21 protein-coding genes and 1 tRNA gene are annotated in these 24,602 nt (G+C 39.8%); 10 read left to right on the plus strand and 12 right to left on the minus strand.

The genetic code is table 11. The features are described from left to right. The first annotated feature begins 9 nt into the window (after positions 1-9). The 4 genes from MS6x_RS17500 (at position 10) to fsa (ending at position 4,156) form a co-directional block, all read left to right on the plus strand. Positions 10-921: an alpha/beta hydrolase gene (locus tag MS6x_RS17500; RefSeq protein ID WP_482603885.1), complete on the plus strand. Its 912-nt coding sequence runs from the start codon at positions 10-12 to the stop codon at positions 919-921. A gap of 174 nt (positions 922-1,095) precedes the next feature. Then, a tRNA-Pro gene (locus MS6x_RS17505) sits at positions 1,096-1,172 on the plus strand. Positions 1,173-1,448: 276 nt separating this feature from the next. Beyond that, positions 1,449-3,479 carry a transketolase family protein gene (locus MS6x_RS17510; protein ID WP_482603887.1) on the plus strand — a complete coding sequence of 677 codons (2,031 nt, stop codon included), beginning with the start codon at positions 1,449-1,451 and terminating at the stop codon, positions 3,477-3,479. Between the two features lie 23 nt (positions 3,480-3,502). Beyond that, positions 3,503-4,156: a fructose-6-phosphate aldolase gene (gene fsa / locus MS6x_RS17515; RefSeq protein WP_482603889.1), complete on the plus strand. Its 654-nt coding sequence runs from the start codon at positions 3,503-3,505 to the stop codon at positions 4,154-4,156. 216 nt (positions 4,157-4,372) lie between these two features. Here fsa and MS6x_RS17520 read toward each other — a convergent pair whose 3' ends face one another. From MS6x_RS17520 to MS6x_RS17535, 4 genes are all read right to left on the minus strand, one after another. Next, positions 4,373-5,707 carry a GntP family permease gene (locus tag MS6x_RS17520; RefSeq protein ID WP_482603891.1) on the minus strand — a complete coding sequence of 445 codons (1,335 nt, stop codon included), beginning with the start codon at positions 5,705-5,707 and terminating at the stop codon, positions 4,373-4,375. A 126-nt stretch (positions 5,708-5,833) separates the two neighbouring features. After that, positions 5,834-7,462 carry an alanine/glycine:cation symporter family protein gene (locus MS6x_RS17525; RefSeq protein ID WP_482603892.1) on the minus strand — a complete coding sequence of 543 codons (1,629 nt, stop codon included), beginning with the start codon at positions 7,460-7,462 and terminating at the stop codon, positions 5,834-5,836. Between the two features lie 114 nt (positions 7,463-7,576). After that, a complete protein-coding gene (locus tag MS6x_RS17530; protein WP_482603894.1) occupies positions 7,577-8,689 on the minus strand; it encodes a hypothetical protein in 1,113 nt (370 codons plus the stop codon). 93 nt (positions 8,690-8,782) lie between these two features. Then, on the minus strand, positions 8,783-10,885 hold the full coding sequence (locus tag MS6x_RS17535) for a thioredoxin domain-containing protein (protein ID WP_482603896.1): 2,103 nt from the start codon (positions 10,883-10,885) through the stop codon (positions 8,783-8,785). A gap of 7 nt (positions 10,886-10,892) precedes the next feature. Here MS6x_RS17535 and MS6x_RS17540 point away from each other — a divergent pair, with 7 nt between their 5' ends. From MS6x_RS17540 to trxB, 3 genes are all read left to right on the plus strand, one after another. Continuing rightward, on the plus strand, positions 10,893-12,671 hold the full coding sequence (locus MS6x_RS17540) for an arylsulfatase (protein ID WP_482603898.1): 1,779 nt from the start codon (positions 10,893-10,895) through the stop codon (positions 12,669-12,671). A 25-nt stretch (positions 12,672-12,696) separates the two neighbouring features. Continuing rightward, positions 12,697-13,827 carry a formylglycine-generating enzyme family protein gene (locus tag MS6x_RS17545; protein ID WP_482603900.1) on the plus strand — a complete coding sequence of 377 codons (1,131 nt, stop codon included), beginning with the start codon at positions 12,697-12,699 and terminating at the stop codon, positions 13,825-13,827. 107 nt (positions 13,828-13,934) lie between these two features. Continuing rightward, positions 13,935-14,918 carry a thioredoxin-disulfide reductase gene (gene trxB, locus MS6x_RS17550; protein WP_482603902.1) on the plus strand — a complete coding sequence of 328 codons (984 nt, stop codon included), beginning with the start codon at positions 13,935-13,937 and terminating at the stop codon, positions 14,916-14,918. A gap of 187 nt (positions 14,919-15,105) precedes the next feature. Here trxB and MS6x_RS17555 read toward each other — a convergent pair whose 3' ends face one another. From MS6x_RS17555 to MS6x_RS17590, 8 genes are all read right to left on the minus strand, one after another. Further along, positions 15,106-15,555: a hypothetical protein gene (locus MS6x_RS17555; RefSeq protein ID WP_482603904.1), complete on the minus strand. Its 450-nt coding sequence runs from the start codon at positions 15,553-15,555 to the stop codon at positions 15,106-15,108. Between the two features lie 98 nt (positions 15,556-15,653). Further along, the gene (locus tag MS6x_RS17560) at positions 15,654-16,706 is read right to left on the minus strand and encodes a pyridoxal phosphate-dependent aminotransferase family protein (RefSeq protein WP_482603906.1); all 1,053 of its coding nucleotides are present in this window, start codon (positions 16,704-16,706) and stop codon (positions 15,654-15,656) included. After that, complete coding sequence (locus tag MS6x_RS17565) at positions 16,706-17,716, minus strand: dipeptide epimerase (protein WP_482603907.1); 1,011 nt, start codon at positions 17,714-17,716, stop codon at positions 16,706-16,708. The genes MS6x_RS17560 and MS6x_RS17565 overlap by 1 nt, the downstream gene beginning before the upstream one ends. A gap of 189 nt (positions 17,717-17,905) precedes the next feature. Next, positions 17,906-18,637, minus strand: coding sequence for a head GIN domain-containing protein (locus MS6x_RS17570; protein WP_482603909.1), 732 nt, complete (start codon positions 18,635-18,637; stop codon positions 17,906-17,908). Between the two features lie 136 nt (positions 18,638-18,773). Next, positions 18,774-20,576 (minus strand): PspC domain-containing protein, encoded by a 1,803-nt coding sequence (locus MS6x_RS17575; protein ID WP_482603911.1) that lies wholly within the window; start codon positions 20,574-20,576, stop codon positions 18,774-18,776. Between the two features lie 69 nt (positions 20,577-20,645). After that, entirely contained in the window at positions 20,646-20,975 is a 330-nt protein-coding gene (locus tag MS6x_RS17580) for a PadR family transcriptional regulator (RefSeq protein WP_379936505.1), read from the minus strand. A gap of 175 nt (positions 20,976-21,150) precedes the next feature. Next, entirely contained in the window at positions 21,151-21,663 is a 513-nt protein-coding gene (locus MS6x_RS17585) for a nuclear transport factor 2 family protein (RefSeq protein WP_482603912.1), read from the minus strand. Further along, positions 21,663-22,145: a DUF4870 domain-containing protein gene (locus MS6x_RS17590; protein ID WP_482603913.1), complete on the minus strand. Its 483-nt coding sequence runs from the start codon at positions 22,143-22,145 to the stop codon at positions 21,663-21,665. The genes MS6x_RS17585 and MS6x_RS17590 overlap by 1 nt, the downstream gene beginning before the upstream one ends. 192 nt (positions 22,146-22,337) lie before the next feature. On the opposite strand from MS6x_RS17590, the gene MS6x_RS17595 reads away from it, so the two are divergent. The 3 genes from MS6x_RS17595 (at position 22,338) to MS6x_RS17605 (ending at position 24,579) form a co-directional block, all read left to right on the plus strand. Continuing rightward, on the plus strand, positions 22,338-22,793 hold the full coding sequence (locus MS6x_RS17595; RefSeq protein WP_482603914.1) for a DUF4442 domain-containing protein: 456 nt from the start codon (positions 22,338-22,340) through the stop codon (positions 22,791-22,793). Between the two features lie 127 nt (positions 22,794-22,920). Beyond that, positions 22,921-23,718 (plus strand): TIGR00266 family protein, encoded by a 798-nt coding sequence (locus MS6x_RS17600; RefSeq protein ID WP_482603916.1) that lies wholly within the window; start codon positions 22,921-22,923, stop codon positions 23,716-23,718. Between the two features lie 207 nt (positions 23,719-23,925). Next, complete coding sequence (locus MS6x_RS17605; RefSeq protein ID WP_482603918.1) at positions 23,926-24,579, plus strand: DUF2461 domain-containing protein; 654 nt, start codon at positions 23,926-23,928, stop codon at positions 24,577-24,579. Positions 24,580-24,602 lie beyond the last annotated feature (23 nt).

The following is a 24,602-nucleotide window of genomic DNA, read 5'->3' on the forward strand; positions in this document are numbered from 1 at the left end:
TAATACTGGATGAGAACTTTATTTTTTAGCCTTTTCGTTCTTCTATCGGGAACAATGTTCGCACAAGATGCTATTATTCCGCTTTGGCCTCAGGACCGCATACCAAACAGAGTAGACAGTAACGAAAAAGAAGCACAAGAACAAAATGGAATTTTACGTATTAGTAACGTACAAGTACCTTCTATAGAAATTTACCTACCCGCGGCACAGAACGCTACAGGAGAGGCTATGCTTATTTTTCCAGGCGGAGGATATCAAATACTTGCCTATGATTGGGAGGGTACGGATATTGCTAAATTTTTGAATGGTAAGGGTATCGCTGGGATTGTGGTCAAATATAGATTGCCATCGTCAGCATCGCAGAAGGATAAGCAAAACGTACCACTTATCGATGCTCAGCGCGCATTGCGAATGGTTAGGAGCAAAGCTGCTGAATTTAATATTCAAGCTTCTAAAATTGGAGTATTGGGATTTTCGGCCGGTGGTCACTTAGCCGCAACGTTGGGAACGCGTTTTGATGAAAAAGTGTATGACCCTGTTGACCAAATTGATGTGCTAAGTGCTAAACCTGATTTTATGGCGTTGGGTTATCCCGTGATTACTTTTGGAGAAATGACCCATAGGGGTTCTAAGGGGAATCTGATAGGGGAGAACCCGATAGCTGAAATGACAACATATTTTTCTAATGAGAAACATGTCACTAAAGATACCCCACCCACTTTTTTAGTTCACGCAAGTGATGATCAGGGCGTACCGGTTGAAAACAGTCTCATGTTTTATAAGGCATTGAAGGATGCCGGTGTTTCGGCTACCATGCATATTTATCCCAAAGGGGGGCATGGATTTTCTTTGGCTCGAAATGATGCTCATCTTAGGGGTTGGACGGAACGTATGTTTGAGTGGCTGGAGAGTCTAGAATAGTTTCTATTATTTTTCCAAGAAACATAGCACTACATCTATTCAACTTTTATATTTTTGCAAACTTCTACAAGGGGTGATTCCTTTGTAAAACTCAGGTTAAATGACACTGTGTTTAATTTTGAGTTTTTGAGATATAAAAATGTTGCATCTTATTTTAAGGTGCCTAACTAATTTCGGGATGTAGCGCAGTCCGGTAGCGCACTCGGCTGGGGGTCGAGTGGTCGCAGGTTCAAATCCTGTCATCCCGACCAGTTAAGAAAGTGAGCCATGTAAATGGTTCACTTTTTTGTTTAAAAAAAGTGGCACTTGATTTTCAGCGAATTTTTATACAAGAAAGAGGATATACTATTAATCTGAAGCTTTCTGCTACGACTAATTTTGGAAACAAAACAATTCGTTTTTTAATTTGAAATACCCAACCGTCAAATTCGATTTAAATTTTTGATAGCATTATAAATCGGGTATCTTTGATTTTTAAATTCATATTATATATTTAATCATACCGCGAAACGTAACCATAAGATAAAATGAACAAGGAATTAGATCAAGTAGCCGCAGATAACATTAGAGCTTTGGCGGTAGCCATGGTAGAAAAGGCACAATCCGGACACCCAGGAGGGCCCATGGGAGGAGCCGATTATATGCATATTCTATATTCAGAGTTTTTTAATTATGACCCTACCGATATGCACTGGCCATCTCGTGATCGTTTTTTTATGGATGCCGGACATCTATCTTCCCTTATGTATGCGCAGTATTATTTGTTAGGAAACTATAAAAAAGATGATGTTGCGAATTTTAGACAATGGGGTTCCGTTACTCCCGGTCACCCAGAAGTAGATGTGGAAAGAGGAATTGAAAATACCTCTGGACCACTGGGCCAAGGACATACCATGGGCGTGGGCGCTGCGATTGCCGCTAAATTTCTACAAGCACGCTTTGGAGATTGGATGAATCATAAGGTGTACGGTTTTATTTCCGATGGAGGTGTACAGGAAGAAATTTCGCAAGGTGCCGGAAGGATTGCGGGTCACTTGGGATTGAATAATTTCATCATGTTCTATGATTCTAACGATGTACAGTTATCCTCAAAAACAGATGAGGTAACCTCAGAGGATACGGCCAAAAAATATGAAGCTTGGGGATGGAAGGTAGTTACGATAGATGGTCATGACCATACGCAGATACGAAAGGCACTTACCGATGCGAACGCAGAAACGGAAAAGCCCACTTTGATCATAGGAGAAACCATTATGGGTAAGGGCTGTGTTACCGCAGATGGTTCCATGTATGAAGGATATACGGAACTTCATGGAAAGCCAATTGGTGATACGGGTGCGGATTACGCCAAGACGATGGAGAACCTTGGTGCTGATGTTTCCAATCCTTTTGACATTTTTGAAAAGGTGGCAACGTTTTATGCAGATATTATTGAGCGTAAAACAAAGGCAGCGGCAAGAAAAAAGGAAGAAATAAATAATTGGCGTGAAGCGAATACGGCACTAGCCAACAAACTGGATAAATTCCTTTCAGGGGATTTACCTAATCTGGATTTTGGCTCAATTACACACAAAGAGGGTCTGGCCACAAGAGCGGCTTCTTCTGGAGTCTTGGGCTACTTGGCAGAAAATGTGGAAAATATGATTGTTTCTTCTGCAGATTTATCCAATAGCGATAAAACAGACGGCTTTTTAAAGAAGACCACTATTCTTAAAAAGGGCGACTTTTCAGGGGCCTTTTTGCAAGCAGGGGTAGCAGAATTGACCATGGCGACTATAGCAAACGGAATTGCACTGCATGGGGGTATTATTCCTGTGGTGGCGACATTCTTTGTCTTTTCGGATTATATGAAACCCGCCATCCGTTTGAGCTGTATCCAAGAGCTTCCCGTAAAATTTGTGTGGACCCACGATGCGTTTAGGGTAGGTGAGGATGGTCCAACGCATCAGCCAGTAGAACAAGAAGCACAAATACGATTACTAGAAAAATTAAAGAACCATAGTCACGAGCAAAGTTTCGTTGCCATACGGCCAGCGGATTCAGCGGAAACCAATATTGCTTGGAAAATGGCGATGGAGAATTCAAAATCTCCTACCGGTCTTATTCTGTCCAGACAAGGGATTAAAGACGTACCGGCACAAACAGGGGATAGATATCAAGTAGCAAGAGGTGCCGAAAAAGGAGGTTATTTGGTAAAAAAAGTGGCCGATGCAGATGTGGTGCTTATTGCCAATGGTTCAGAAGTTTCTACCTTGGTGGAAGCTGCGGAACTATTGGAAAGCAAAGAGGGTCTAAAAGTGAATATTGCCTCCATCCCTTCAGAAGGAATTTTTAGACAACAATCTAAGGAATACCAAGAATCTGTAATTCCAGCCGACAAACCTATTTTTGGACTTACGGCAGGTTTGCCTGTTAATTTAGAAGGATTGGCGGGACCAAACGGAAAAGTATTCGGTTTGGAACACTTTGGATACTCGGCACCAGCAAAAGTGTTGGACGAGAAATTTGGATTTACCGGAGCACAGGTATTCACGCAAGTAGTGGACTTTTTAAAATAACGAATCAATTTAAAATACTAAAGATGAAATTTTTTATAGATACAGCAAATTTAAAGGAAATAGAGGAAGCTCAGGATATGGGTGTTTTGGACGGTGTTACCACTAATCCGTCATTAATGGCCAAAGAGGGAATTACTGGAACGGAGAATATCTTGGAACATTACAAGAAAATCTGTAGTGTAGTTCCAGGTCATGTAAGTGCCGAGGTTATTTCCACGGATTTTGAAGGCATGGTTACCGAAGGGGAAAAGCTAGCGGCATTGAACCCTCAGATTGTAGTAAAACTCCCTATGATTGCCGACGGTGTTAAAGCGTGTAAGTATTTTTCCGATAAAGGTATTAAGACGAATGTAACCTTGGTATTCTCTGCAGGTCAGGCACTATTGGCCGCAAAAGCTGGAGCAACTTACGTTTCACCGTTTATTGGAAGGTTGGATGATATCTCAACAGACGGTTTAGGTCTAATTGCCGATATCAGAATGATCTATGACAACTATGGTTATGAAACCGAAATACTAGCAGCATCCGTACGCCACGTAATGCATATTATCGATTGCGCAAAAATTGGCGCCGACGTAATGACCGGACCGTTGTCCGCTATAAAAGGTCTGTTGAAGCATCCATTGACCGACAGTGGCTTAGCTAAGTTTTTGGCGGATTACGAAAAAGGAAACTAGAAAAGTAATTTTTTAAGATATTTATGAAAGTGCAGTTATCTTAATATCAGCATGACTGCACTTCTGTATTAAAGTAAAAATTTAATCTATTATACATCTTTGGTAGCGCTCGTAAAGCTAGTCCTTTGTAGTGGGTATAGCCTCTAATTAACACTGATACGTAACAGCCAAGAATAAAAAATGCATGGGTATTTGGGGTGATGATGAAAACGTTCATTAGACGAATAAAGAAATACAAAAAACGACAAAGGCGGCAAAAACTCCAATAACTAGTGCGCCTCTAGTGTATAATTTATAGCCCGTTTTTACATTCATTCCTGTAAGTTGTGTCACTACCCAAAAGGAACTATCGTTCGCATGCGGAACAACCAAGCCACCCGCACCAATGGCAATAACTACCAAGGCCTTTAGCATTTCAGAATCAAAACCCATAGTGGTCATTAACGGAGCCATTATGGAGGCCGTGGTTATCAAAGCTACAGTGGAAGAACCTTGAGCGGTTTTAATCGCTGCACTTAAAAGAAATGGAAGCCAGATGCCTATCATGATTCCTTCAAATAATTGGGCCATATTGTCACCGATTCCTGAGTTTTGAAGGATTTTCCCAAATATTCCGCCAGCTCCAGTAATCAAAAGTATGGTAGATGCGCTTTGCAAGGCCTTCCCTGTCCAGCCCGCTTCGGACAGCATGGCTATATCAAACTTTTTAGGTAGGGTGAAAGCCAGTAGTAGCCCAAAGAGCAAGGCTATGAGCGGGGAACCTAAAAAAGAAATCAGTTGGAATAAAAAATCATCTTTAGCATCATCCGCGATATTGAATAAAATGATGGACTTGCTTATAATTAGTAGGATGGGGACAACAATAGGTAAAAATGATTTGAAGGTACTGGGTGCTGATTTGGTTTTTTCGATGATGTCTTCCTCTGTAAGGTCAGGATTGGGGTCTATGTAGGTTTTACTGGCAACTCTTTTGGCATATAGTATAGCAACGAAAAGGGAAAGGAGACTTACCACAATACCCAACACCATAACCAGTCCTATATCGGCGTCTAAAATACCAGCTGCGGCAATAGGTCCTGGCGTTGGCGGCACCATTACATGGGTAAGCATAAGGCCAAGAATTAATGCAATACTTGTCCCCGCAATTGATAATTTAGCCTTTTTAGACAAGGATTTGTTTAGTGGGTTTAGGATAATGAAACCACTATCGGCGAAAACAGGTATAGAAACGATATAACCAAGAATACCCATAGCAGCATGGACGTTCTTTTTTCCTATGATGCGCAGTACAAATTCCGCCATCTTGTATGCTGCACCGGTCTGTTCTAAAAAAGCACCTATCAGGACACCAAGCAAAATTACGAGACCTATTTTACCGAGTGTATCCCCAAAACCAGATTCAATGGAAGTGATGAGCACATCTAAAGGCATTCCGGTGCTTATCCCATAAAAGAGGGAAGCGACGAGAAGTGCCAAAAAGGGATGAACATTTAGTTTGGCCGTTAACACTACAATTATTAGGACACTGACAATCAATAAAAATAATAGCATAGGACTGATTTTGAAACTTTAGCTAAATCTAAGGAATTGGAGTTGAAAAAAACGAATGACCCATTTTTAAAAGTAAGCTTTTTTAGTAAAACCAAAGTCAGTCCGATGAAGCGTTCGATGGTCTTTTTAGCTGATTTTAGATTTTGTGCTTATGATATTCAAATATCTTGTAAGCTCCTGTTTTACTTTTGGGAATAAAAAGAACAGCCCTATCATATTAGGAAAAACCAGTGCTAGGAGCATGGCTTCCGAAAATTTGATTACCGCCTCTAAGGTTACTGCTGCGCCCAAGACGGTAAATAGTAAAAATAAGAGCTTAAAGGTCAAATCACTTTGTTTACTTCTTCCGAATAAAAACTTCCAAGCCTGTAATCCATAAAAGGACCAAGAAAGTATTGTGGAGAAAGCAAATAGGATGACAGCGACTACTAAAGCATATGAGGAGCCTGGTATGGCGGTATCAAAAGCTCTAGAAGTGATGTTTACACCACCAAGGCGCGATCCATCCTTCATCAACGCTAGTCCGTCTACAACATCACCATAAACAAAAGCTCCGTTTTCATTGAACATGATGATTACCAAGGCCGTCATAGTGCATATGACTACGGTATCTATAAATGGTTCCAATAGTCCCACCAAGCCTTCGGATGCTGCAAAACGTGTGTTTACTGCTGAATGTGCTATGGCAGCAGAGCCAACACCTGCCTCGTTTGAGAAGGCGGCCCTTCTAAATCCTTGAATCATAACGCCTATGAAACCACCTGTTATCGTTGCCCTTGGTGTAAATGCTTCTTTAAAAATAAGAGTGAAGGCATCATCGATATAGCTGTAGTTAGATAAGATTATGAATAAGGCAGCGCTAATGTAAAGTACCGCCATAAAAGGCACTACTTTTTCCGTGACTTTGGCAATTCTTTTGATACCCCCAATAATGACAATGCCTACGAATACTGCGAAAATAACCCCTATGATACTACCCATCCCTGAACCCCCTAAGGAAAAACGTTCTATAATTTGGGCGGCTGCTTGGTTGGTCTGAAATGCATTTCCTCCACCAAAGGAGGCGCCCACACATAATATGGCGAAAACCGTTGCCAGTACTTTTCCAAAATGTGTATATCCCATTTCGCTTAAACCACGGGATAAATAATACATGGGGCCTCCATATACATTCCCTTGTGCATCTATATCACGGTATTTTACCCCAAGTGTGCATTCTACAAATTTGGAGGACATACCCAAGAGTCCGGCAACGATCATCCAAAAGGTAGCCCCTGGTCCGCCAAAGGATATGGCCACGGCCACCATGGCGATGTTACCAAGGCCAACCGTTCCCGAAACGGCCGTTGTAAGGGCTTGAAAGTGATTGACTTCCCCAAAGTGGCCTTCATCCTTTATGGTGCCTTTTATGTCTTTTGTTGCTTTTAATTTTTGGTCATGAGTAACTTCTCCCGTTTTTTCCAGTTCATCATAGGTTCCACGTACTACCTGTATGGCGGTAGAAAAATGTCTTAGGTTAATAAAGCCAAAATAGATAGTAAAGAACAACGCACCCGATAAAAGAAAAATGAGCACAATAGGAATTCCAATGCCGGCAATGGGTATTTCTGTAAAGATTAAATCTTCCCACCACGTGGCAAGGGGCATAAACGCATCGTTGACCTGTTGGTCTAGTCCTTTGGATTGTCCTGCGGAGAGGCTTGGCAATAGAAATAAAAATAGGTTGGCTAAAGGATACTTCGTTTTGGTAGTCATATATCGGTTTTGACCGCAAAATGGGGTTCCTATTGAAAACAAAATGTGAACGTCAGAAAAAATATTCAAATGTCAGTAATTGCTATACTGACAAATCTTATGAATCGACCGTGTTTAAAGGAAAATATTCTCTGGCGGAATAGCCAAGCGAATTTTGCGCTCTCTTTTTTCGGACACTTCAAATAGTAGACCTTTTAGTGGTTTGAAGTGTTGCTCTCGGGTCCAATTTCCTTTTCCAAAAAGTCCATCTAGAATACCTGTTAAAAGTCGCTTGATCTGGTTATAGTCATTAATGTCGTATTGCTTGTTGCCTACATTAAAATTCTTAGGTCTAATTTCCAACCAGCTATCTTTGTCTTCTTTTTTGTGTTTGGCAAAGGCCAAAAATAAGTCATGAACATTGGGTGTAAGGTTTATTTCTCTTTCTGGCTTACCGGGAATGCCTAGAATGTAAACGCAGTTTGTAGCTTTACCAGCTGTAATTTTCTTATCAAAACGTATTTTAAAATTCACCACATCGGGCAAAATGTTTTCTGAAAGTTCCTTGACCCAACTTAAGGCTAAGGCGAAGAACAACATGATAAGACAGCTTTTGAAGATGGCTGAAAAGAGATTTAGATTTACGGGAGCATCGCTCAGTTTATAAAACTGTGCCACTAGCGTAATCCCGATACATACCAGTGAAAGCCAAGCCAGCAGTCGTAGTCTTCGTTTTGCAAAGGACTCCCATAACACGAGGCCTAAAAATCCTAATGTAAGCAACGCATAGTACACATCCAGTTCGCTTATGATGGCAATGGGCTTACCAGAATACATTTTACTAATGGTCGGAAGCAGTGAAAAAAGAAAAGGCAAGCCAACGATAACCCGCCAGTATTTTGATTTGATCAGCGGTGCAATTGATTTTGGTAGAAATCGAAACCACGGCAAGGCCAACAATATAAACAAGCTATTAAGCAGTGAGAGAACGCTGCGCCAACCTTCTAGCAATAATACATTTGGTACTGCTTGTTGATAGTGGTACACTTGTAGTACACCGGAAATACTCCAACAGAGCACTGACAGCGCAAGCCATACCTGACCAAAATCGTTTTGTTTTTTTCCAATATGCCACCAGATGGCGTATAGGGAGAGAAAGGCAAACAAACAAACCCCAAACTGCCACCAACCATAAAACGTTAGTATTTCTGTGTTTTGTATTAGGGTTGTTACTATGAAAGAAGTCATAAATAAAGAATGATTTAGCCAAATATAGCTAAATGACCTTAGGTTTTTGGCTCCCTAAAAATATTTGAGATGATACGAACACCCAGTCTACTATTAAAAATTTAAGGCAGGTACTGCGGATGTATTTTTTTTATCATCTAAAAGGTTCAACGCCTCATGTACCGTTTTTACAGGAAGCTTACAGGTATGGTCCCGGCAGACATAAATAAAGGTATCTTCATCGTTAAATCTACCTTCAAACAGCGCAAGCTCGCTTTCTACGGCACTACCTACCAATAAGGTGTTCGGTATATGTTCTGTATTCATTGACGCTATTAGGGATTTGGCTTCTCTTCCCACTATGGCTACCTCATAAAACGGATAGGTGCTTTGTAGTAAAATACTATTCCATTTTGCATACGAATACGGCTTTTCAGTAGCAAATGGTACCATTGAGGACAACATGGTCTTCGCTTTTTTTATGGCTTCTTTGTCATAATAAATGTGTCCTAATAATAATAGGTTTTGAGCCATCATAGCATTGGGCGAGGGGAGCACACCATCATCTGTTTTTATGATTTGGGCTATTAATTCATTGCCTTGATTGTAGCTGTACATGCCAGATGCCGTGTCATTGAATTTTTCCTGTGCTGTTTTCGTTAGGTTCTCAGCCAATTTTAGGTAGTCTGGATTTAGGGATACGCCGTACAGGTTTAGTGCCGCATTGGCCAAGAGACTATAATCTTCTAAAAAAGCAGGAATATGTTTGCTATCCTTTTTATAAGAATGCCCCAATTCGCCATCGGTATATCCATTTGTCTGCAGGCTATGAAGGATACCCAGTGCCGTTTCCAAATAGGATTCTGTTCCTAAAGCTTTGTAGGCGTCTACATAACCATTAATAAGTAGGGCGTTCCATGATATCAATATTTTATCATCGGTACGTGGACGTACTCTATTATCCCTTGCTTTTAAGAGTTTTTCGTGCCAAGTTGTTTTTAATTTTGCCAGTTGCGCTAGGGTTAACTTATGCTCGGTAGTAAATTGTGAATCGGCCAAGGTTGTATACAGCACATAGGTATCGTCCTCCCAAACACGTTCTTTTTGAATCGTATAATAGGCGGAAAATAACTCAAAATCTTGCTGAATTATATTCTTTAATTCGGCTTCTGTCCAAACGTAAAACTTGCCTTCCTTACCATCACTTTGTGCATCTAGGGCAGCATAATAGGCTCCATCAGGATTTTTCATTTCCCGTTCCAAAAACGAAATCGTACCCTGTACGACGTTTTTATATTTTTCCTTACGAAATACTTTATAGGCTTTCGCGTATAGACTTAGCGCCTGAGCGTTATCGTAGAGCATTTTCTCAAAATGGGGGATTCTCCATTCAGAATCTGTGCTATATCTGTAAAAACCTCCTGCCACATGGTCGTAAACGCCACCCATAGCCATCTTGTCTAGCGAGTGTTCCACATGTTGCAATGCTTCCGAATCATTGGCAAGTAGTGCATAATCAAGTAAAAAATTCAAGTTAACGGGGAGCATAAATTTCTCTTCGCTCTTTTCGCCACCCCATACGGTGTCCCAATTCGGTTTCCAGTTGTTTAAACTTTCGGTCAGTACTTCTTTATTTAGAATTTCAAAATCTGTGGAGGGAGAGATAAGGTTCATTTCATGAATCCCTTCTGCGACCATATCGGAATATTTTTCTGCTTTTTCCGGGTCTTCCTTGTATAGTTTACTTATTTCTGAAAGTACTTTTTCCCATTGCGACGTGGTGTGATAGGTTCCGCCGTATAATGGTTTTCCATTAGGCAGGGTAATTACGTTCAAGGGCCACCCTCCGTTTCCTTGCATCAATTGTACTGCGGTCATGTACACTTGGTCCACATCTGGGCGTTCTTCACGATCTACCTTTATATTAATGAAATTTTCGTTCATTAATTTAGCGATTGAGTCATTCTCAAAGGTTTCCTCCTCCATCACATGACACCAATGGCAAGAAGAATAGCCTATACTGACTAATACGAGTTTATTCGTTTTCTTAGCCTCGTCCAATGCATCTTGACTCCACGGTCGCCAATCTACCGGATTGTGGGCGTGTTGAAGCAGATAGGGACTGGTTTCGTTAATCAAAGCATTCGTGTATTGATGTTCCTTGGAGGCATTTTGTGTAGGCTCCTTACACGAGGAAATTGCCAATAACGCACTCATCAAAAAGATGAATGACCGAAGTGATTTTTTAGTTGACCAAAAGTTCATAGAAAAGGAGTTCCGTTCGTATATCGATTATTTGTGCAAGTCTACTTTATCAATTCGCTTAAAGGAGGCAGACAAAAGTCAGGAAACTAAAGTACACATTTTAGAAAATAGCATCCTAGTTTTTCTTGATTATTGGTATCTTTTGAATCTAAATTTTTACATTATGCGTCTACCGACATATTATCTGGTTGTAGTCATACTATTTAGTATTTCCTGTGAAGAAAAGAAAACTAATATAGCCACTGCAGAAGCTACTAAACCTAATATCATTTATATTCTAGCAGACGACCTTGGGTATGGCGAGTTAGGTGTCTTTGGACAGGAGAAGATTGAAACGCCACATATTGATGCACTTGCTAGACAGGGGATGTTGTTTACCCAACATTACACCAGTGCTCCGGTGTGTGCTCCAGCGCGTTATATGTTTTTAACGGGAAAACACTCTGGAAAAGCGTACATAAGGGGTAATCACGAATGGCGTGAACGTGGCAATGTTTGGGATTACAGGGAAATGGCAAAAGACTCTACCTTGGAAGGGCAGCACCCTATGCCTAAAGGGACTATAACCCTTGCACACCGTTTACAACAGGTGGGCTACACCACAGGAATGGTTGGTAAATGGGGCTTGGGTGCACCACATACCCATTCTATTCCAAATGAAATGGGTTTCGACTTTTTCTATGGATATAATTGTCAGCGGCAGGCACACACATACTACCCTTTACACTTGTACAAAAATAGGAACCGCATACACTTAAAAAATGATACCATTGCTCCACACACTTCTTTTTCGATGCAATTGGATTCGTTAGACCCTAAGAGTTATGCGAAATTCACACAACCGGAGTATGCCCCAGATCTCATGTTCAAAGAGATTTCTGCCTTTGTATCGGACCAGAATAAAAACCCATTTTTCCTGTATTGGGCAACCCCAATTCCGCATGTGGCTATACAAGCGCCACAAAGATGGGTAGATTATTACATTGAAAAATTTGGGGATGAATCGCCTTACTTGGCGAATAAAGGAAACGGGTATTTTCCACATAGAAACCCAAGGGCTGGTTATGCGGCTATGATTTCTTACTTAGATGAAAATGTTGGTAAATTAGTACAACAGCTTAAGGATCAAGGAATTTACGAGAATACCTTGATTGTTTTTACTTCGGATAACGGACCTACATTTGCTGGTGGTGTAGACCCCGATTGGTTCAATAGCGCAGGGCAGTTTCAAGAAGGGTATGGCAAGGGAAAGGGCTTTGTGTATGAAGGTGGAATTCGTGTTCCAAGTTTTTTTACTTGGCCGGCAAAAATAAAACCAGGTTCAGAAAGTGATCATGCTTCAACACATTATGATATGCTCGCCACCTTCGGAGAAATTACAGGCTACGATGTACCCGAAGAGACAGATGGTATAAGTTTGCTGCCTACCTTATTTGGACAAAAGAATCAAAAAAAGCATGCATTTCTATATTGGGAATTTCCCGAATACGGCGGACAAGTGGCTATACGCATGGGCGATTGGAAAGTGGTTCGCCAGCATTTAAAAGATAAAGAAAAACCTACTTTGGAACTCTACAATCTGGCCACGGACCCTACAGAAACGGTTAATGTAGCCAAGCAACATCCCGAGATTCTTGAAAAAGCCGCTTTGATTTTTAAACAAGAGCATACCAAATCGGAGTTTGAACGGTTTCAGATTCCACTGCTTGAACAGGGATTATTGAGTGAAAGGGATTAAATTTGAGCCATAAGTATTCAAAACCATGAAGTTGAATTTCAGTTCGAAAGTAGTATATAGTATTGGTGTTCTTATCATCTTGTCCTCTTGTAAGAATGAGGTAAAGACGACGGAAAAGATAATAGAAAAACCTGTACAGGTAGAAAAAGTGAGTACGCCGCTAGTGGTCAGTCCACCAGAAGATAGCACAACTCCAGAAGGTATGGTATGGATAGCCGGAGGTACATTTTTGCAAGGTGCGGTAGCACATGATAAGATGGCCATGGAGCATGAGAAACCTGCTTTTGAAGTAACGGTAGACGGATTTTATATGGATGTAACAGAGGTGACCAATGCACAGTTTGCCAAATTTGTAAAGGAAACAGGCTATATCACTACCGCAGAACGGGAAATTGACTGGGAGGAAATGAAAAGGCAAGTACCTGAAGGTACTCCAAAACCTCATGATTCTATTTTACAGCCGGGGTCATTGACCTTTAAAAAGGCTAAGGTATCAGTGCCCAATCTATATGATTTTTCACAATGGTGGAGATGGACCATAGGTGCGAGCTGGCAACACCCGAATGGACCGGATAGTGATATTGAAGGCAAGGATAACTACCCAGTGGTACAAGTGTCTTTTGAAGATGCGATGGCGTATTGTGAATGGTCGGGAAAACGTTTGCCAACCGAAGCTGAATGGGAACTGGCAGCCCGAGGAGGTTCTAATGGTACCATCTATTTTTGGGGCGATAACGCCTCCGTTCTTGGTAAAAAGGCGAATACTTGGGAAGGTGAATTTCCTGTTGATAATACAAAAGAAGATGGTTTTGAACTTCGTGCTCCGGTAAAATCCTATCCTGCCAATGCGTATGGACTTTACGATATGGCCGGTAATGTTTGGGAATGGACGAGTGACTGGTACAATACCAACTACTATAAGGAAATTGCGGCAACAAAAATAACCTTGCGTAATCCACAAGGAGCAGCGCGGCCTTTTACGGCCAACAACCCCTATGCAAAAGAAAAAGTAATTAAAGGCGGGTCTTTTTTATGTAGCGCTTCATATTGCGCTAGCTATAGGGTCTCGGCGAAAATGGGCTCAAGTACCGATTCTTCTTTGGAACATACTGGTTTTAGAACGGTAGTAACCGTGGATATGCTGAAACAACCCTAGCTGTCGGGTTTTTAATAATCGAGCTAAAAACTTTTAATAACTTCGCTGTAAGTTTTTCGACCAAAAACCTACTTTTGTATAAATAAATCGATTGAAAATCAAAGCATATGTCTGATACGATAGAACGATTAAAAACCTTGATTATAGGTTCTGGACCTGCGGGATACACCGCTGCCATTTACGCTGCACGAGCAGATTTAAAACCAGTGATGTACACAGGAATGGAGCCAGGAGGTCAACTAACGACCACTACCGAAGTGGATAATTTCCCAGGATATCCTGATGGCATCGATGGTCCAACAATGATGGTACAATTGCAACAGCAAGCGGAACGGTTTGGAACTGAAGTGCGAATAGGAATGGTTACCGCTTGTGAATTAAGTACTGAGGTTGGTGGTATTCATAAAGTTACCGTAGACAACGGAACCGTTATTGAGGCCGAAACGATAATTATTTCTACAGGAGCCAGTGCAAAATACTTGGGTATTCCTAGTGAACAGCGATTGCGAGGTGGTGGGGTATCTGCTTGTGCCGTATGTGATGGATTCTTTTACAAGGGGCAAGATGTGGCAATCGTTGGTGCAGGTGATACGGCGGCAGAAGAGGCTTCTTACCTAGCTAAAATTTGTAATAAAGTTACGATGTTGGTGCGTAAGGATCACATGAGGGCATCAAAGGCGATGCAGCACCGTGTGAATAGTCTAAAAAATATAGAAGTACGCTACAACACTGAAATAGATGAGGTATTAGGAGAGCAAGTTGTAGAAGGTTTACGCATGGTTAATAACCAAACAGGTAAAAAAGAGGAAATTGAGATTACCGGACTTTTCATAGCAATAGGCCATAAACCGAATACCGATATTTTTAAAGGTCAATTGGATATGGATGAAACTGGCTATTTGATAACCAAGGGAAAATCCACAAAAACAAATCTTCCGGGTGTTTTTGCTTCTGGTGACGCACAGGATAAAGAATATAGACAAGCCGTAACGGCAGCAGGTACAGGCTGTATGGCGGCCCTTGACGCAGAGCGCTACTTAGCGGATATTGGTTCTGTTGAAGAAGCGGTTGCAGATAGTTATAATTTGTAATTATTGAACTACTTAAGAGATAAAAAAAAGCGGCCATAGGGGCCGCTTTTTATTTGGTTGATGGTTGTTAAATTTTGTTCTAAGTTATTTTATTTTTCTAAAAATCGATACCCTATGACCAAAATACTACTGTTTGATACATATCATACGAATTAAGTTAATTGTAGTTATTTTGTTTGATGTATGCCTAATCTATTCTACGATAATTCTCTGAAAATGAACGGTTTCCTTCCGCGTCAGTTGTAATCTGGCTATAGGTGTCTTCATCTAAAATAAGATCAAATTCGAATATTTTAACAGTATCTCTTATGCCCATCATAACAGCGGAACCAAATTCCAGTCGTTCTGTTAATCGGGTTTCCGTATTCGAATAAGAGCCATAACCAAACCATTCTGCCGGGTCATCCGGTGAGTATCGTGTCCACATCACTTTTCCCTTACTATAAATTTTAATTTGTCGATACCCGTTTACGTTCTGTAAGGTATCCGATATACCACTATCATCATAGTTGTATCGGTTTACAAGTTCCCAAGTTCCTTCTAAGGAATTCGTAGCTGTCTGTAGCTTTGCCGAGGTCATACTGGTTACACAAACCAGTAATAACATCAAAAAAGCCAATCCAAGTAATTTTTTCATGGCTCAGTGTTTTAGTGATTATTATTAACATAAAAATTACAAAATATATGGGTATATTCATAATTTTTATGTTAATATTTAATTTATAATCAATCGAATTAACTTAATCGAAATGAATTTGCTAGTTGAGAAAGATTTGAAATATCCTTTTCCGTATGTGTTGCAGATAGTACAATTCTACTCATTACACTTGCATTCTCGTTTGGATATTTAAAATTTGTGACAATAATTTTATGTTGAAATAGAAAATCGGTCAGTTTTTGGTTTTGATATGAAAAGGTCGGATGTCCAGGCATATGGGTAAAACCGGCTAGTTGTTTTGTTTCTGCTAAGAACAAGGTTAGGTTTTTGTTTAAAATGCCTCTTTGTGCTTGATATATCGCTTTAGCTTCAATAAAAGTAGCTAGGGCTGCAGGACTGGCGGGACTGGCTCCTCCAAAAAAAGCGGTATTCTCCATTGTCGCTATTTCCATTGTACTTCCAAAGACAGCACCAGCTTGTATGCCAAATCCTTTACCTAAAGAAGAACATAAAAAAAGTTTTTTTGCGCCTAGTTTTTGAAGATTGTTAAAAACTCCCTCGCCATTTTCTCCTACAACACCTATACCATGGGAATCATCTACCACCAAAATAAGCTGAGATAGGGGTAAGACTTTAAGGTATTCAAAATGAGGGTAATTTAACCCTGAAAAGTCGATACTATCCAAAAATAAAACGGGTTCAGCTGAATTGGCCGAGGCTAAATGTTTGGTAAGCGCTGCACTAAGGTCTTCGTAGTTATCGTAATTCTTATTTTTTTTTGTGAATAGAGCCGAATGGGTGTTGGGAGCATAAAACAATTTATGCTTTTTGTTTTTTAAATAGCTTACCAAGAATTGACCTGCCAAGTACCCAGAAGACATGGTGAGACACCTTTCGCTTCCTACCAGTTCGGATAAATGCTGTTCCGCTTCCTCGAAAACTGTAAAACGGACATTGGATTTTCTTGATGCACCATAATTGGTGCCATATCGTTTCGTTTTTTCAATGAAAATCTCTTGAAACGGTTTGTGATTCTGGAGTCCTAAATAGGCGGTTCCTCCAAAATAGGTAAAGCTTATGTCATCAATTTTTATAATACGACCAGGAAAGGAATCTGTAAAATGTACCATTAGGAGAGGGTTATACCACTACCGGAAAGTTCAGGAAATAGTACTTTTCCATCTCTTAGAATGCGAACCCCATTGGCAATATCTTCTTTAAGGAGTAGGGCGCCATCCATATCTACATAATCCAATTGTGGTAGTAATTGTGCAATAGCGGAAATGCCAACTGTAGATTCCGTCATACAGCCCACCATGACTTTCAGTCCCATTTCCTTTCCTTTTTTGATCATTCGAAGTGCAGGGGTAAGTCCACCACATTTGGTCAATTTAATGTTGATACCGCTAAAATGTAATGCGCATTTTTCCACATCGCTTTCTACGATACAACTTTCATCAGCTATTATAGGCAATACACTTTGGTGCATTACTACTTCCATCCCTTCCCAATCATCTGCCTTTAAAGGCTGCTCCAAGAATTCTACACCTAAATCTTTTAAAAGTGGCGCATTTTTAATGGTTTCGGAAGCTGTCCAAGCGCAGTTGGCATCAATACGAAAAACGGCATCGGTATGTTTCCGTAATTCCCGTACTATGGCAACATCATCATCCGTACCTAGTTTAATTTTGTATATGGGCCAAGGGGTTTCTTTCATTTTCTCCACCATTTTTTCAATAGGAGCAATACCTATAGTATAATTAGTAATAGGGTAGTGGTCTGTTGTGGTTCCCCAGAGTTTGTGTAAAGGTTGCTTTTGTAGTTTTCCATATAGATCATGGGCTGCTAAATCCAAGGCACAAATGGCAAAATTGCTTAGTCCCTTTGAAACCAAAAAGGAATGAAAATTGGTCGGTAAGGAAAAATCATAATTTTCAATTTCAGACTTTAACGCTTTAATCTCCATGATCATGCTTTCCACGGTAATTTTATAGTACGGATTTGAAGTTGCTTCCCCATAACCCGTTTGTCCGTCTAGGGTAAGACCAACAATCATGGTGTTTTGAAAATCATGAGATTCTCTGCTGATACTAAAGGTATGTTTTAATGGAAGTGTGTGTTTGGAAAGACTGATTTTCATTTAAATTGTAATTCGCGAACCTTAGGATATACTATTATTAATATCGGTAGGTTTTAATATTAAGTAGTTAACCGCCCATTATGGGCTTTCATACCCTAAATATAGAGATTAGCAACATATTTTAACCGTAAAACCCAACGAAAAATACGTTGGGCTTTTTTATTAGTGTTGATTGATGAATAAATAGGTCTAGTACTTGTTTACATTACCGGAAACCGATTTGTTTTTGGTTACTTCGGCATCGCCGGAGTAGGAAATATTGCCACCGCTACTTGCATCTGCCGTTAGCGACTTGGATACGTGTATATTAACATTGGCACCGCTGCTAGCTTCTGCCTTACATTCGGTTGTCATAAGGTTTTTACCTCTTATGTTGGCTCCGCTACTTCCATCCACATAGACTTCCAAAGCAGTACCGGAAACATCGATGTTGGCACCACTACTGGCATCTATTTCCAGTTTATCCGCTGTTGTCTCTGCATTAAGATGCGCACCACTGCTGGCATCAAGTACTAAATTACTTGCGGTAATTTTATTTTGTGCTGTTAAATGCGCACCACTAGAGCTAAGTAGACCGGTTACCTCAGGTAGTGAAACAAAAACTTTTTTTGTGGCACGGCCAATATTCTCTATCGCATGTATCTTTAGTTTACCATTTTTTATTTCCGTTCCAATAAGATCAACAATATTTTCGTCCGCTTCTACGGATATACTAAAGTCGTTGGCTTGGGTCACATAAACATCAATACCTTCAGATGCATGTACCTCGGTAAAATCTGAAGTTACTTCTCTGTTTTCTTCTACTACAGTTCCATTCCCTGTTTTACCAGATCCAAAGTTTCCTATGTTGAGGTCAAATCCGCAGGAGGATAAAAATAATGCTAAGGCCAATGCGATACTAATTCTTACTAGTGTTGTCATGATCGTTGTTTTGTTGACCTCGATAGGTTGAGGTCTGATTAATGATTGTTTAGGTTTCTATTGTGTTGTTGTTTCAACACTGTAAATCTCTCTTTTTTTGAATGATTTTACCACTTAAAGTAACCCAACTGTTAGATTAAGGTCTTGAGTTGTTGTTACTGTTGTTGTCGTCTGCCTTTATCTTTATCCCGTTTTCATCTAACTTCATTTTAAAGGACTCCCCATTATCTTTCACATCGATATCGATACCATCTTCATTTATAATGATTTTGCCGTTTTCTCCATTATCATTGATATTGATATCGATACCATTTTCATTTATTCGAATGCGATTGTCCTCGGATTCCTCATCATCCTTTTCAAGTGGGCAATCCAAGCAAACAAGGGTTCCATCTGAAGTCATTTTCCAGATATGGTTATCCAGTTCGTCGGAGGAACGGTCGGTATCGGCACGCATCACCCAACTTCTTCCATTTCCATGATTGTATTTTAAAATCGTACCTACGGGTAACAAAAGATTTATACGTACCTCTTGGTCATTAAACTTACTAGCTCCATCTACGGTTAAGTAATTTTTAAGGTTCACAGTGTTACCCTCTATGGCATAATCATAAGCAATTCCCTCTGCGGTTTCCTTGGCTTCCTTAAACGAGCCACCGTTTGCTTCTTTCCGAACTTCCATTCGAAAAATAGAATCCTTTGATTTCGTCAGTCTAAAGCGAACATCTTCCGATACCAATAGTTTATCCCCATTCTCATCATGTGTAATAATCATATTGCCCATGTGCATAACATTGTTTCTGTCATAATCTGCGGTCACTAGATTAATTTGCAAGGTATCTTTTGGGTTTTCAATATAAAGTTCGCTTTCACTAGTTGTGCTTCCGGAATAGGCTCTTGATGCCGCCTCTCGGATACCAAAAACAATAAGCATGATAATCGACAATAACCAAAGACCTAACAAACTGAATTTTGCAATACTACCAATGGATTTTAAATTACCTACCAGTATTTTTAGACCTAAGTACAAAAGGAAGAAAAAAGGTATTCCAACAGCAAAGAAGGCCAATAAAGAAACTGCCCAGATGGGAAGGTTACTAGAGTTTACCAAGTGGTAGAAATCTATACCTGGTACATGAAACATATCTAATACTCCAACGGATAAAAGTCCAATAAACAAACCTATTAAGGTAGATCCACCGATGATGATCAGTAGGATACCTATGAACTTGGCAAATATTTTGAAAAAGAAAAGAATAATATCTCCAAGGGTATCAAAAAATGTTTTACCTCCTTTTTTGACGGTATCGCCCATTTTTTCATAGTCGACACTTTTTACACGATCCGCAACGTCATCAAAACCCTCTTTTACTTTACGCTCTATGTTACTGATGTTCACATCTTCTCCTCGCATATCAAGCTTTTGGGCTGTTGTAGTTGCTTCTGGGATAAGAATCCAAAGAAGTCCGTAAATAAGGATAAAACCACCGGTAGACCCTATGGTCAAAAGAATCCAAAGAACCCGTACCCATACTGGGTCTATACCAATGTAATGTGCCAAGCCAGAGGAAACACCTGCGACGTATTTACGTTCGGTATCGCGATATAATTTTTTTGATTTCTTGCTAGTGGTGTTCGTTCTCGAGGCTTTTGGTTCATCTTCGAAAATATCCTCATCTACCATATAATCCTCGGGCTGCCCCATGATGGCAATTACGGCATCTACTTCCTTTTCTGTAACCACTTGTCTTTCATTATCCAATTTTTCATTGAACAGTTCTGCGATTCGTGCTTCAATATCGGCAAGTATTTCATCGCTTCCCGGTGTATTGGCAAAGGACCGTTTTACCGATTCCAAGTACCTGCGCATTTTATTATACGCGTTTTCATCTATATGAAAGAGCGTATTTGCTAGATTTATATTAACTGTCTTGTTCATTATTTGATGTTTTATTATTCCGGTCCAAAATCTAAGTAGCGTAGTGGTCCAAGAGCTGTTGATTGATTGTTATTTGTTCTGTGTTACCAAATTAGTTGCCTTTCGTAATTCGTCCCATGTTGTATCCAACTCTTTTAAAAACAGTTTTCCTGTTTCCGTAAGGGTATAGTATTTACGTGGCGGTCCTGAGGTAGATTCCTCCCAACGATAATTCAAAAGGCCTGCATTTTTTAATCGCGTCAATAGCGGATAGATGGTGCCTTCTACCACCAACATTTTTGCGTCTTTTAGCGTTGAAAGTATCTCAGAGGCATATTTGTCCTGCCCGTTAAGGATAGACAAAATGCAATATTCCAAAACACCTTTTCGCATTTGCGCTTTTGTATTTTCTACATTCATAATTTCTTTTTGCTTTGTATGCAGCCCCTTTTGGTTGGGGGATTCTTTAAAATTTTTGGTAAACGTCTGCATGATTAACTATTCGTTTAGTTTTCTGAACTTGTCTACCAAAACAAGTTCTGACTTTAGTGATTGATGAATAAACTCCTAAGGGTGTGATGAGTACCCTGCTTAACTATGGTTCATATTGATGGTCGTAACTCAATTCCCGCTTTACTTTCCAAAACGCGTTTTCCTTGATCCAAACGTGTGTAAACTTTGCGATATCTCCTTTTTGGTATGTGTTGCTTTTATCCAAAGATTCAAACCAATGTATGCCGTGTTGAATGGCGCCGTAAAGTTCGCCGTTCTTATAAAGCGGATACACTGCTAAACTATTTTCTACCAATATCCTTTTAGAAGGCTGCAAATCCGCAGTATTACGTTTCGCGCAATTTGCTTTCATGGGATTTAAAAAGGCCTCCCTACCTTGAGTAAGACCACCTTTGTCGTGGTAAAATTCAAAGTCTTCGGTAAATATTTCTTCTAATACGTCTGTATCACAAGTATTAAAAGCGGCATTGAATAATATACTATCCTTTTTTGCCAATAGGAGGTGTAGCTCAGAATTTGCCTCTAACTGTCCAAAGCATAGGCTGGTGCAGAGCGCAATTATAAAATTTATAATGAGTTTTAGTATCGGTATCATTACTTAATAAATTTTATGGTTAAAGGATATTGAAAGACCTCGCCTTCATTAGTCTTTATCGTAGCAAGAATGGTGTATACAATATTTACCACGAACAAAGCTCCTTGTAATAAACTAGATATGCCCAACGGAAGTAGCCAAGAACCAAAATTGAAATTATCGCTATCAAAATGAATATTAAGATTGTTGTAGTTGCTAAGGCTGTGAAGTCCAAAAAAATCAAAATCAAAAATGTTTGGAAAAAAACCGATGAAGAAAGGGACGCTAATAATACCTGCAACAATAGAGTATAGTAATAGACTAATTTGAAAGTTAAGGGCCTGCTTGCCATTATAGTCTACAAATTCATATTCTTTTTTGTTCGCAGTCCATAATACCAATGGAATAATGAAATTTCCGAAAGGGAAAATGAATTTAGAGAACGTACTCGCATGGATGATCGCGGATAGGTTTCGTTCGTGTTTGGTAAGTGTTTCTGTCATGGCTCGTTTTCTATTGATGATTGATTTTGGGTTACTAGGTTTAGGCTATTTACATGGATTACCTAATAACTTACTATGCAAATATATGGCTAAAAGAAGGTACTATGCAAAACAAAGTACTAAATATTAACAATTAATTAACAATTTACATATCGAATATTTTGAATACTTTTGGGCAAAAAACACCGTGTAATGGCAGTAACTCCTAGCAAATTAAACCTATTTAGCTTCTTTAAATTACCATCTGCGTGGTGGTGCGGAGTTCGGTTAAAGTCCATTGATAAAACGAGGGCGGTTGTCACCGTAACCCACGGCTGGAGAAACCAAAATCCGTTTAAATCAATGTTCTGGGCAGTGCAAGGTATGGCTGCGGAACTGGCTACGGGTGCCATGATGATAGATCAAATTGAGGAGTCAGGACATAAAATATCTATGCTCGTACAAAATAATACTGCAAATTTCTCAAAAAAGGCAACCGGGAAGATTACGTTTACCTGTGAAGACGGTGACCTAATAAAGCAAGCTTTGGATAAAACAATAGCTTCTGGCGAAGGCCAGACTATTTGGATGAAATCTATTGGAGTAAATGAAGATGGGGTAGTGGTATCCACGTTTAATTTTGAGTGGACCGTAAGGTTAAAAGTTTAGGTTATTGTTTGGAATACGTAGTTAAAAGACTGTTTGCCTTAATTATATAGTGTTAGGATATTGTAACAAAAGCGATATTCTTGCAACTAACAAATGTCAATCATTACTTAAACTAAAATCATCAATTATGAACGCACACGAAATAGATTATCAAATTTTTGGAGAAGAGATGCAATATGTGGAGATAGAGCTGGATCCTCAAGAAGCCGTTGTGGCGGAAGCGGGTAGCTTTATGATGATGGACTCCGATATTCAAATGAATACTATTTTTGGCGATGGATCCAATCAAGATACCAGTGTTTTGGGTAAGATTTTTTCAGCTGGGAAGCGTATGTTAACAGGAGAAAGTCTTTTTATGACCGCTTTTTTGAATATCGGTCAAGGCAAAAAGCAGGTCAGTTTTGCTTCTCCATATCCAGGTAAAATACTACCTATAGACCTATCGGAAAAGAATGGAAAATTTATTTGTCAGAAAGATGCATTTTTATGTGCCGCAAAAGGTGTTTCTGTAGGTATAGAGTTTTCTAAAAAATTAGGTCGTGGACTTTTTGGCGGAGAAGGTTTTATTATGCAAAAATTAGAAGGGGATGGAATGGCATTTGTGCATGCCGGTGGAACATTGGCCAGGAAAGAACTCGCTTCTGGTGAAGTCCTAAAAGTGGATACTGGTTGTATCGTAGGTTTTTCGCAAACAGTTGATTATGATATAGAATTCGTCGGAGGTATAAAAAACACCATTTTTGGCGGGGAAGGTCTATTCTTTGCTACACTTCGCGGGCCTGGAACGGTGTATATCCAGTCCTTACCGTTCAGTAGATTGGCTGGGCGTGTCCTTGCATCCATACCAAGAGGGGGTAAGGATAAAGGTGAAGGAAGTTTACTTGGGGGTCTAGGGGATATTCTTGGCGGAGATAGAGGGTTTTAAAAACTTCCGTCATCCCTTTAATCAACGGAAAAGGTAGCTAAAAGCTCTTGGACTTCGTTCAGACTGACAACCTGCTAGTTTTCGGTATTTATGTTTTTTTCAACAAGCTACTTTGTTACGAAAAGCTCGTCATAAACACGATGCGAATTAAAAATTTTATTAGTTATTTTCGTAATTCTAAATTTTAAACTTTGTTTTTTAGACTTTATGGATTTTAAAAATCAGATTAACTTCTTAAAAGAGCTCCAAAAGAATAACAACAAGGAATGGATGGACGCAAACCGAAAATGGTATACCGAAGTTCGAAATGATTTTATACTGTGGTTGGATGGAATGAATACCCAACTTGCCGCAATAGACGATGCCTATTATGATACACCAGGTAAAAAGGGTATCAACCGCATCAATAACAATCTGATGTTCCACCCCGATAAACCCATCTACAAAGACCATTTTGGAGCGGGACTGGACAAGCGGCCCAATACAGGCGACTTTTATATAGAAATCGGTATCGAGCGTTGCATGTATGCAGGCGGACTTTGGCGACCAGACCCCAAGCGTTTGAGAAGTATCAGGGACGCTATTGATTACAATGGAGAAGAACTCCAGAAAATTTTAAATAAAAAGTCATTTAAACAAACCTTTGGAGGACTATGGGAAGATGTGAAACTCACCAATGCTCCTAAAGGGTTTTCAAAAGACCACACGCATATAGATTTACTTCGCAACAAAACCTTTGCAGTAGCCAAGGAATTCTCCAGTAAAGAGCTCTTTACCGGAGATTTTGAGAAAAAAGTCACCAAAGTCTACAAAGAAATGCTTCCGTTTAGACGTTATTTAAATCAGGCGGTTACGGTTTAAGTGTAGTGCTACTTATCCGAAAT

The sequence above is a fragment of the Maribacter sp. MS6 genome, from assembly GCF_056839185.1.

Excerpts from the sequence above, each read along its gene's own strand:
- MS6x_RS17500 (WP_482603885.1), top strand. The coding sequence starts at position 10 with ATGAGAACTTTATTTTTTAGCCTTTTCGTTCTTCTATCGGGAACAATG.
- MS6x_RS17510 (WP_482603887.1), top strand. The coding sequence starts at position 1,449 with ATGAACAAGGAATTAGATCAAGTAGCCGCAGATAACATTAGAGCTTTG.
- fsa (WP_482603889.1), top strand. The coding sequence starts at position 3,503 with ATGAAATTTTTTATAGATACAGCAAATTTAAAGGAAATAGAGGAAGCT.
- MS6x_RS17520 (WP_482603891.1), bottom strand. The coding sequence starts at position 5,707 with ATGCTATTATTTTTATTGATTGTCAGTGTCCTAATAATTGTAGTGTTA.
- MS6x_RS17525 (WP_482603892.1), bottom strand. The coding sequence starts at position 7,462 with ATGACTACCAAAACGAAGTATCCTTTAGCCAACCTATTTTTATTTCTA.
- MS6x_RS17530 (WP_482603894.1), bottom strand. The coding sequence starts at position 8,689 with ATGACTTCTTTCATAGTAACAACCCTAATACAAAACACAGAAATACTA.
- MS6x_RS17535 (WP_482603896.1), bottom strand. The coding sequence starts at position 10,885 with ATGAGTGCGTTATTGGCAATTTCCTCGTGTAAGGAGCCTACACAAAAT.
- MS6x_RS17540 (WP_482603898.1), top strand. The coding sequence starts at position 10,893 with ATGAATGACCGAAGTGATTTTTTAGTTGACCAAAAGTTCATAGAAAAG.
- MS6x_RS17545 (WP_482603900.1), top strand. The coding sequence starts at position 12,697 with ATGAAGTTGAATTTCAGTTCGAAAGTAGTATATAGTATTGGTGTTCTT.
- trxB (WP_482603902.1), top strand. The coding sequence starts at position 13,935 with ATGTCTGATACGATAGAACGATTAAAAACCTTGATTATAGGTTCTGGA.
- MS6x_RS17555 (WP_482603904.1), bottom strand. The coding sequence starts at position 15,555 with ATGAAAAAATTACTTGGATTGGCTTTTTTGATGTTATTACTGGTTTGT.
- MS6x_RS17560 (WP_482603906.1), bottom strand. The coding sequence starts at position 16,706 with ATGGTACATTTTACAGATTCCTTTCCTGGTCGTATTATAAAAATTGAT.
- MS6x_RS17565 (WP_482603907.1), bottom strand. The coding sequence starts at position 17,716 with ATGAAAATCAGTCTTTCCAAACACACACTTCCATTAAAACATACCTTT.
- MS6x_RS17570 (WP_482603909.1), bottom strand. The coding sequence starts at position 18,637 with ATGACAACACTAGTAAGAATTAGTATCGCATTGGCCTTAGCATTATTT.
- MS6x_RS17575 (WP_482603911.1), bottom strand. The coding sequence starts at position 20,576 with ATGAACAAGACAGTTAATATAAATCTAGCAAATACGCTCTTTCATATA.
- MS6x_RS17580 (WP_379936505.1), bottom strand. The coding sequence starts at position 20,975 with ATGAATGTAGAAAATACAAAAGCGCAAATGCGAAAAGGTGTTTTGGAA.
- MS6x_RS17585 (WP_482603912.1), bottom strand. The coding sequence starts at position 21,663 with ATGATACCGATACTAAAACTCATTATAAATTTTATAATTGCGCTCTGC.
- MS6x_RS17590 (WP_482603913.1), bottom strand. The coding sequence starts at position 22,145 with ATGACAGAAACACTTACCAAACACGAACGAAACCTATCCGCGATCATC.
- MS6x_RS17595 (WP_482603914.1), top strand. The coding sequence starts at position 22,338 with ATGGCAGTAACTCCTAGCAAATTAAACCTATTTAGCTTCTTTAAATTA.
- MS6x_RS17600 (WP_482603916.1), top strand. The coding sequence starts at position 22,921 with ATGAACGCACACGAAATAGATTATCAAATTTTTGGAGAAGAGATGCAA.
- MS6x_RS17605 (WP_482603918.1), top strand. The coding sequence starts at position 23,926 with ATGGATTTTAAAAATCAGATTAACTTCTTAAAAGAGCTCCAAAAGAAT.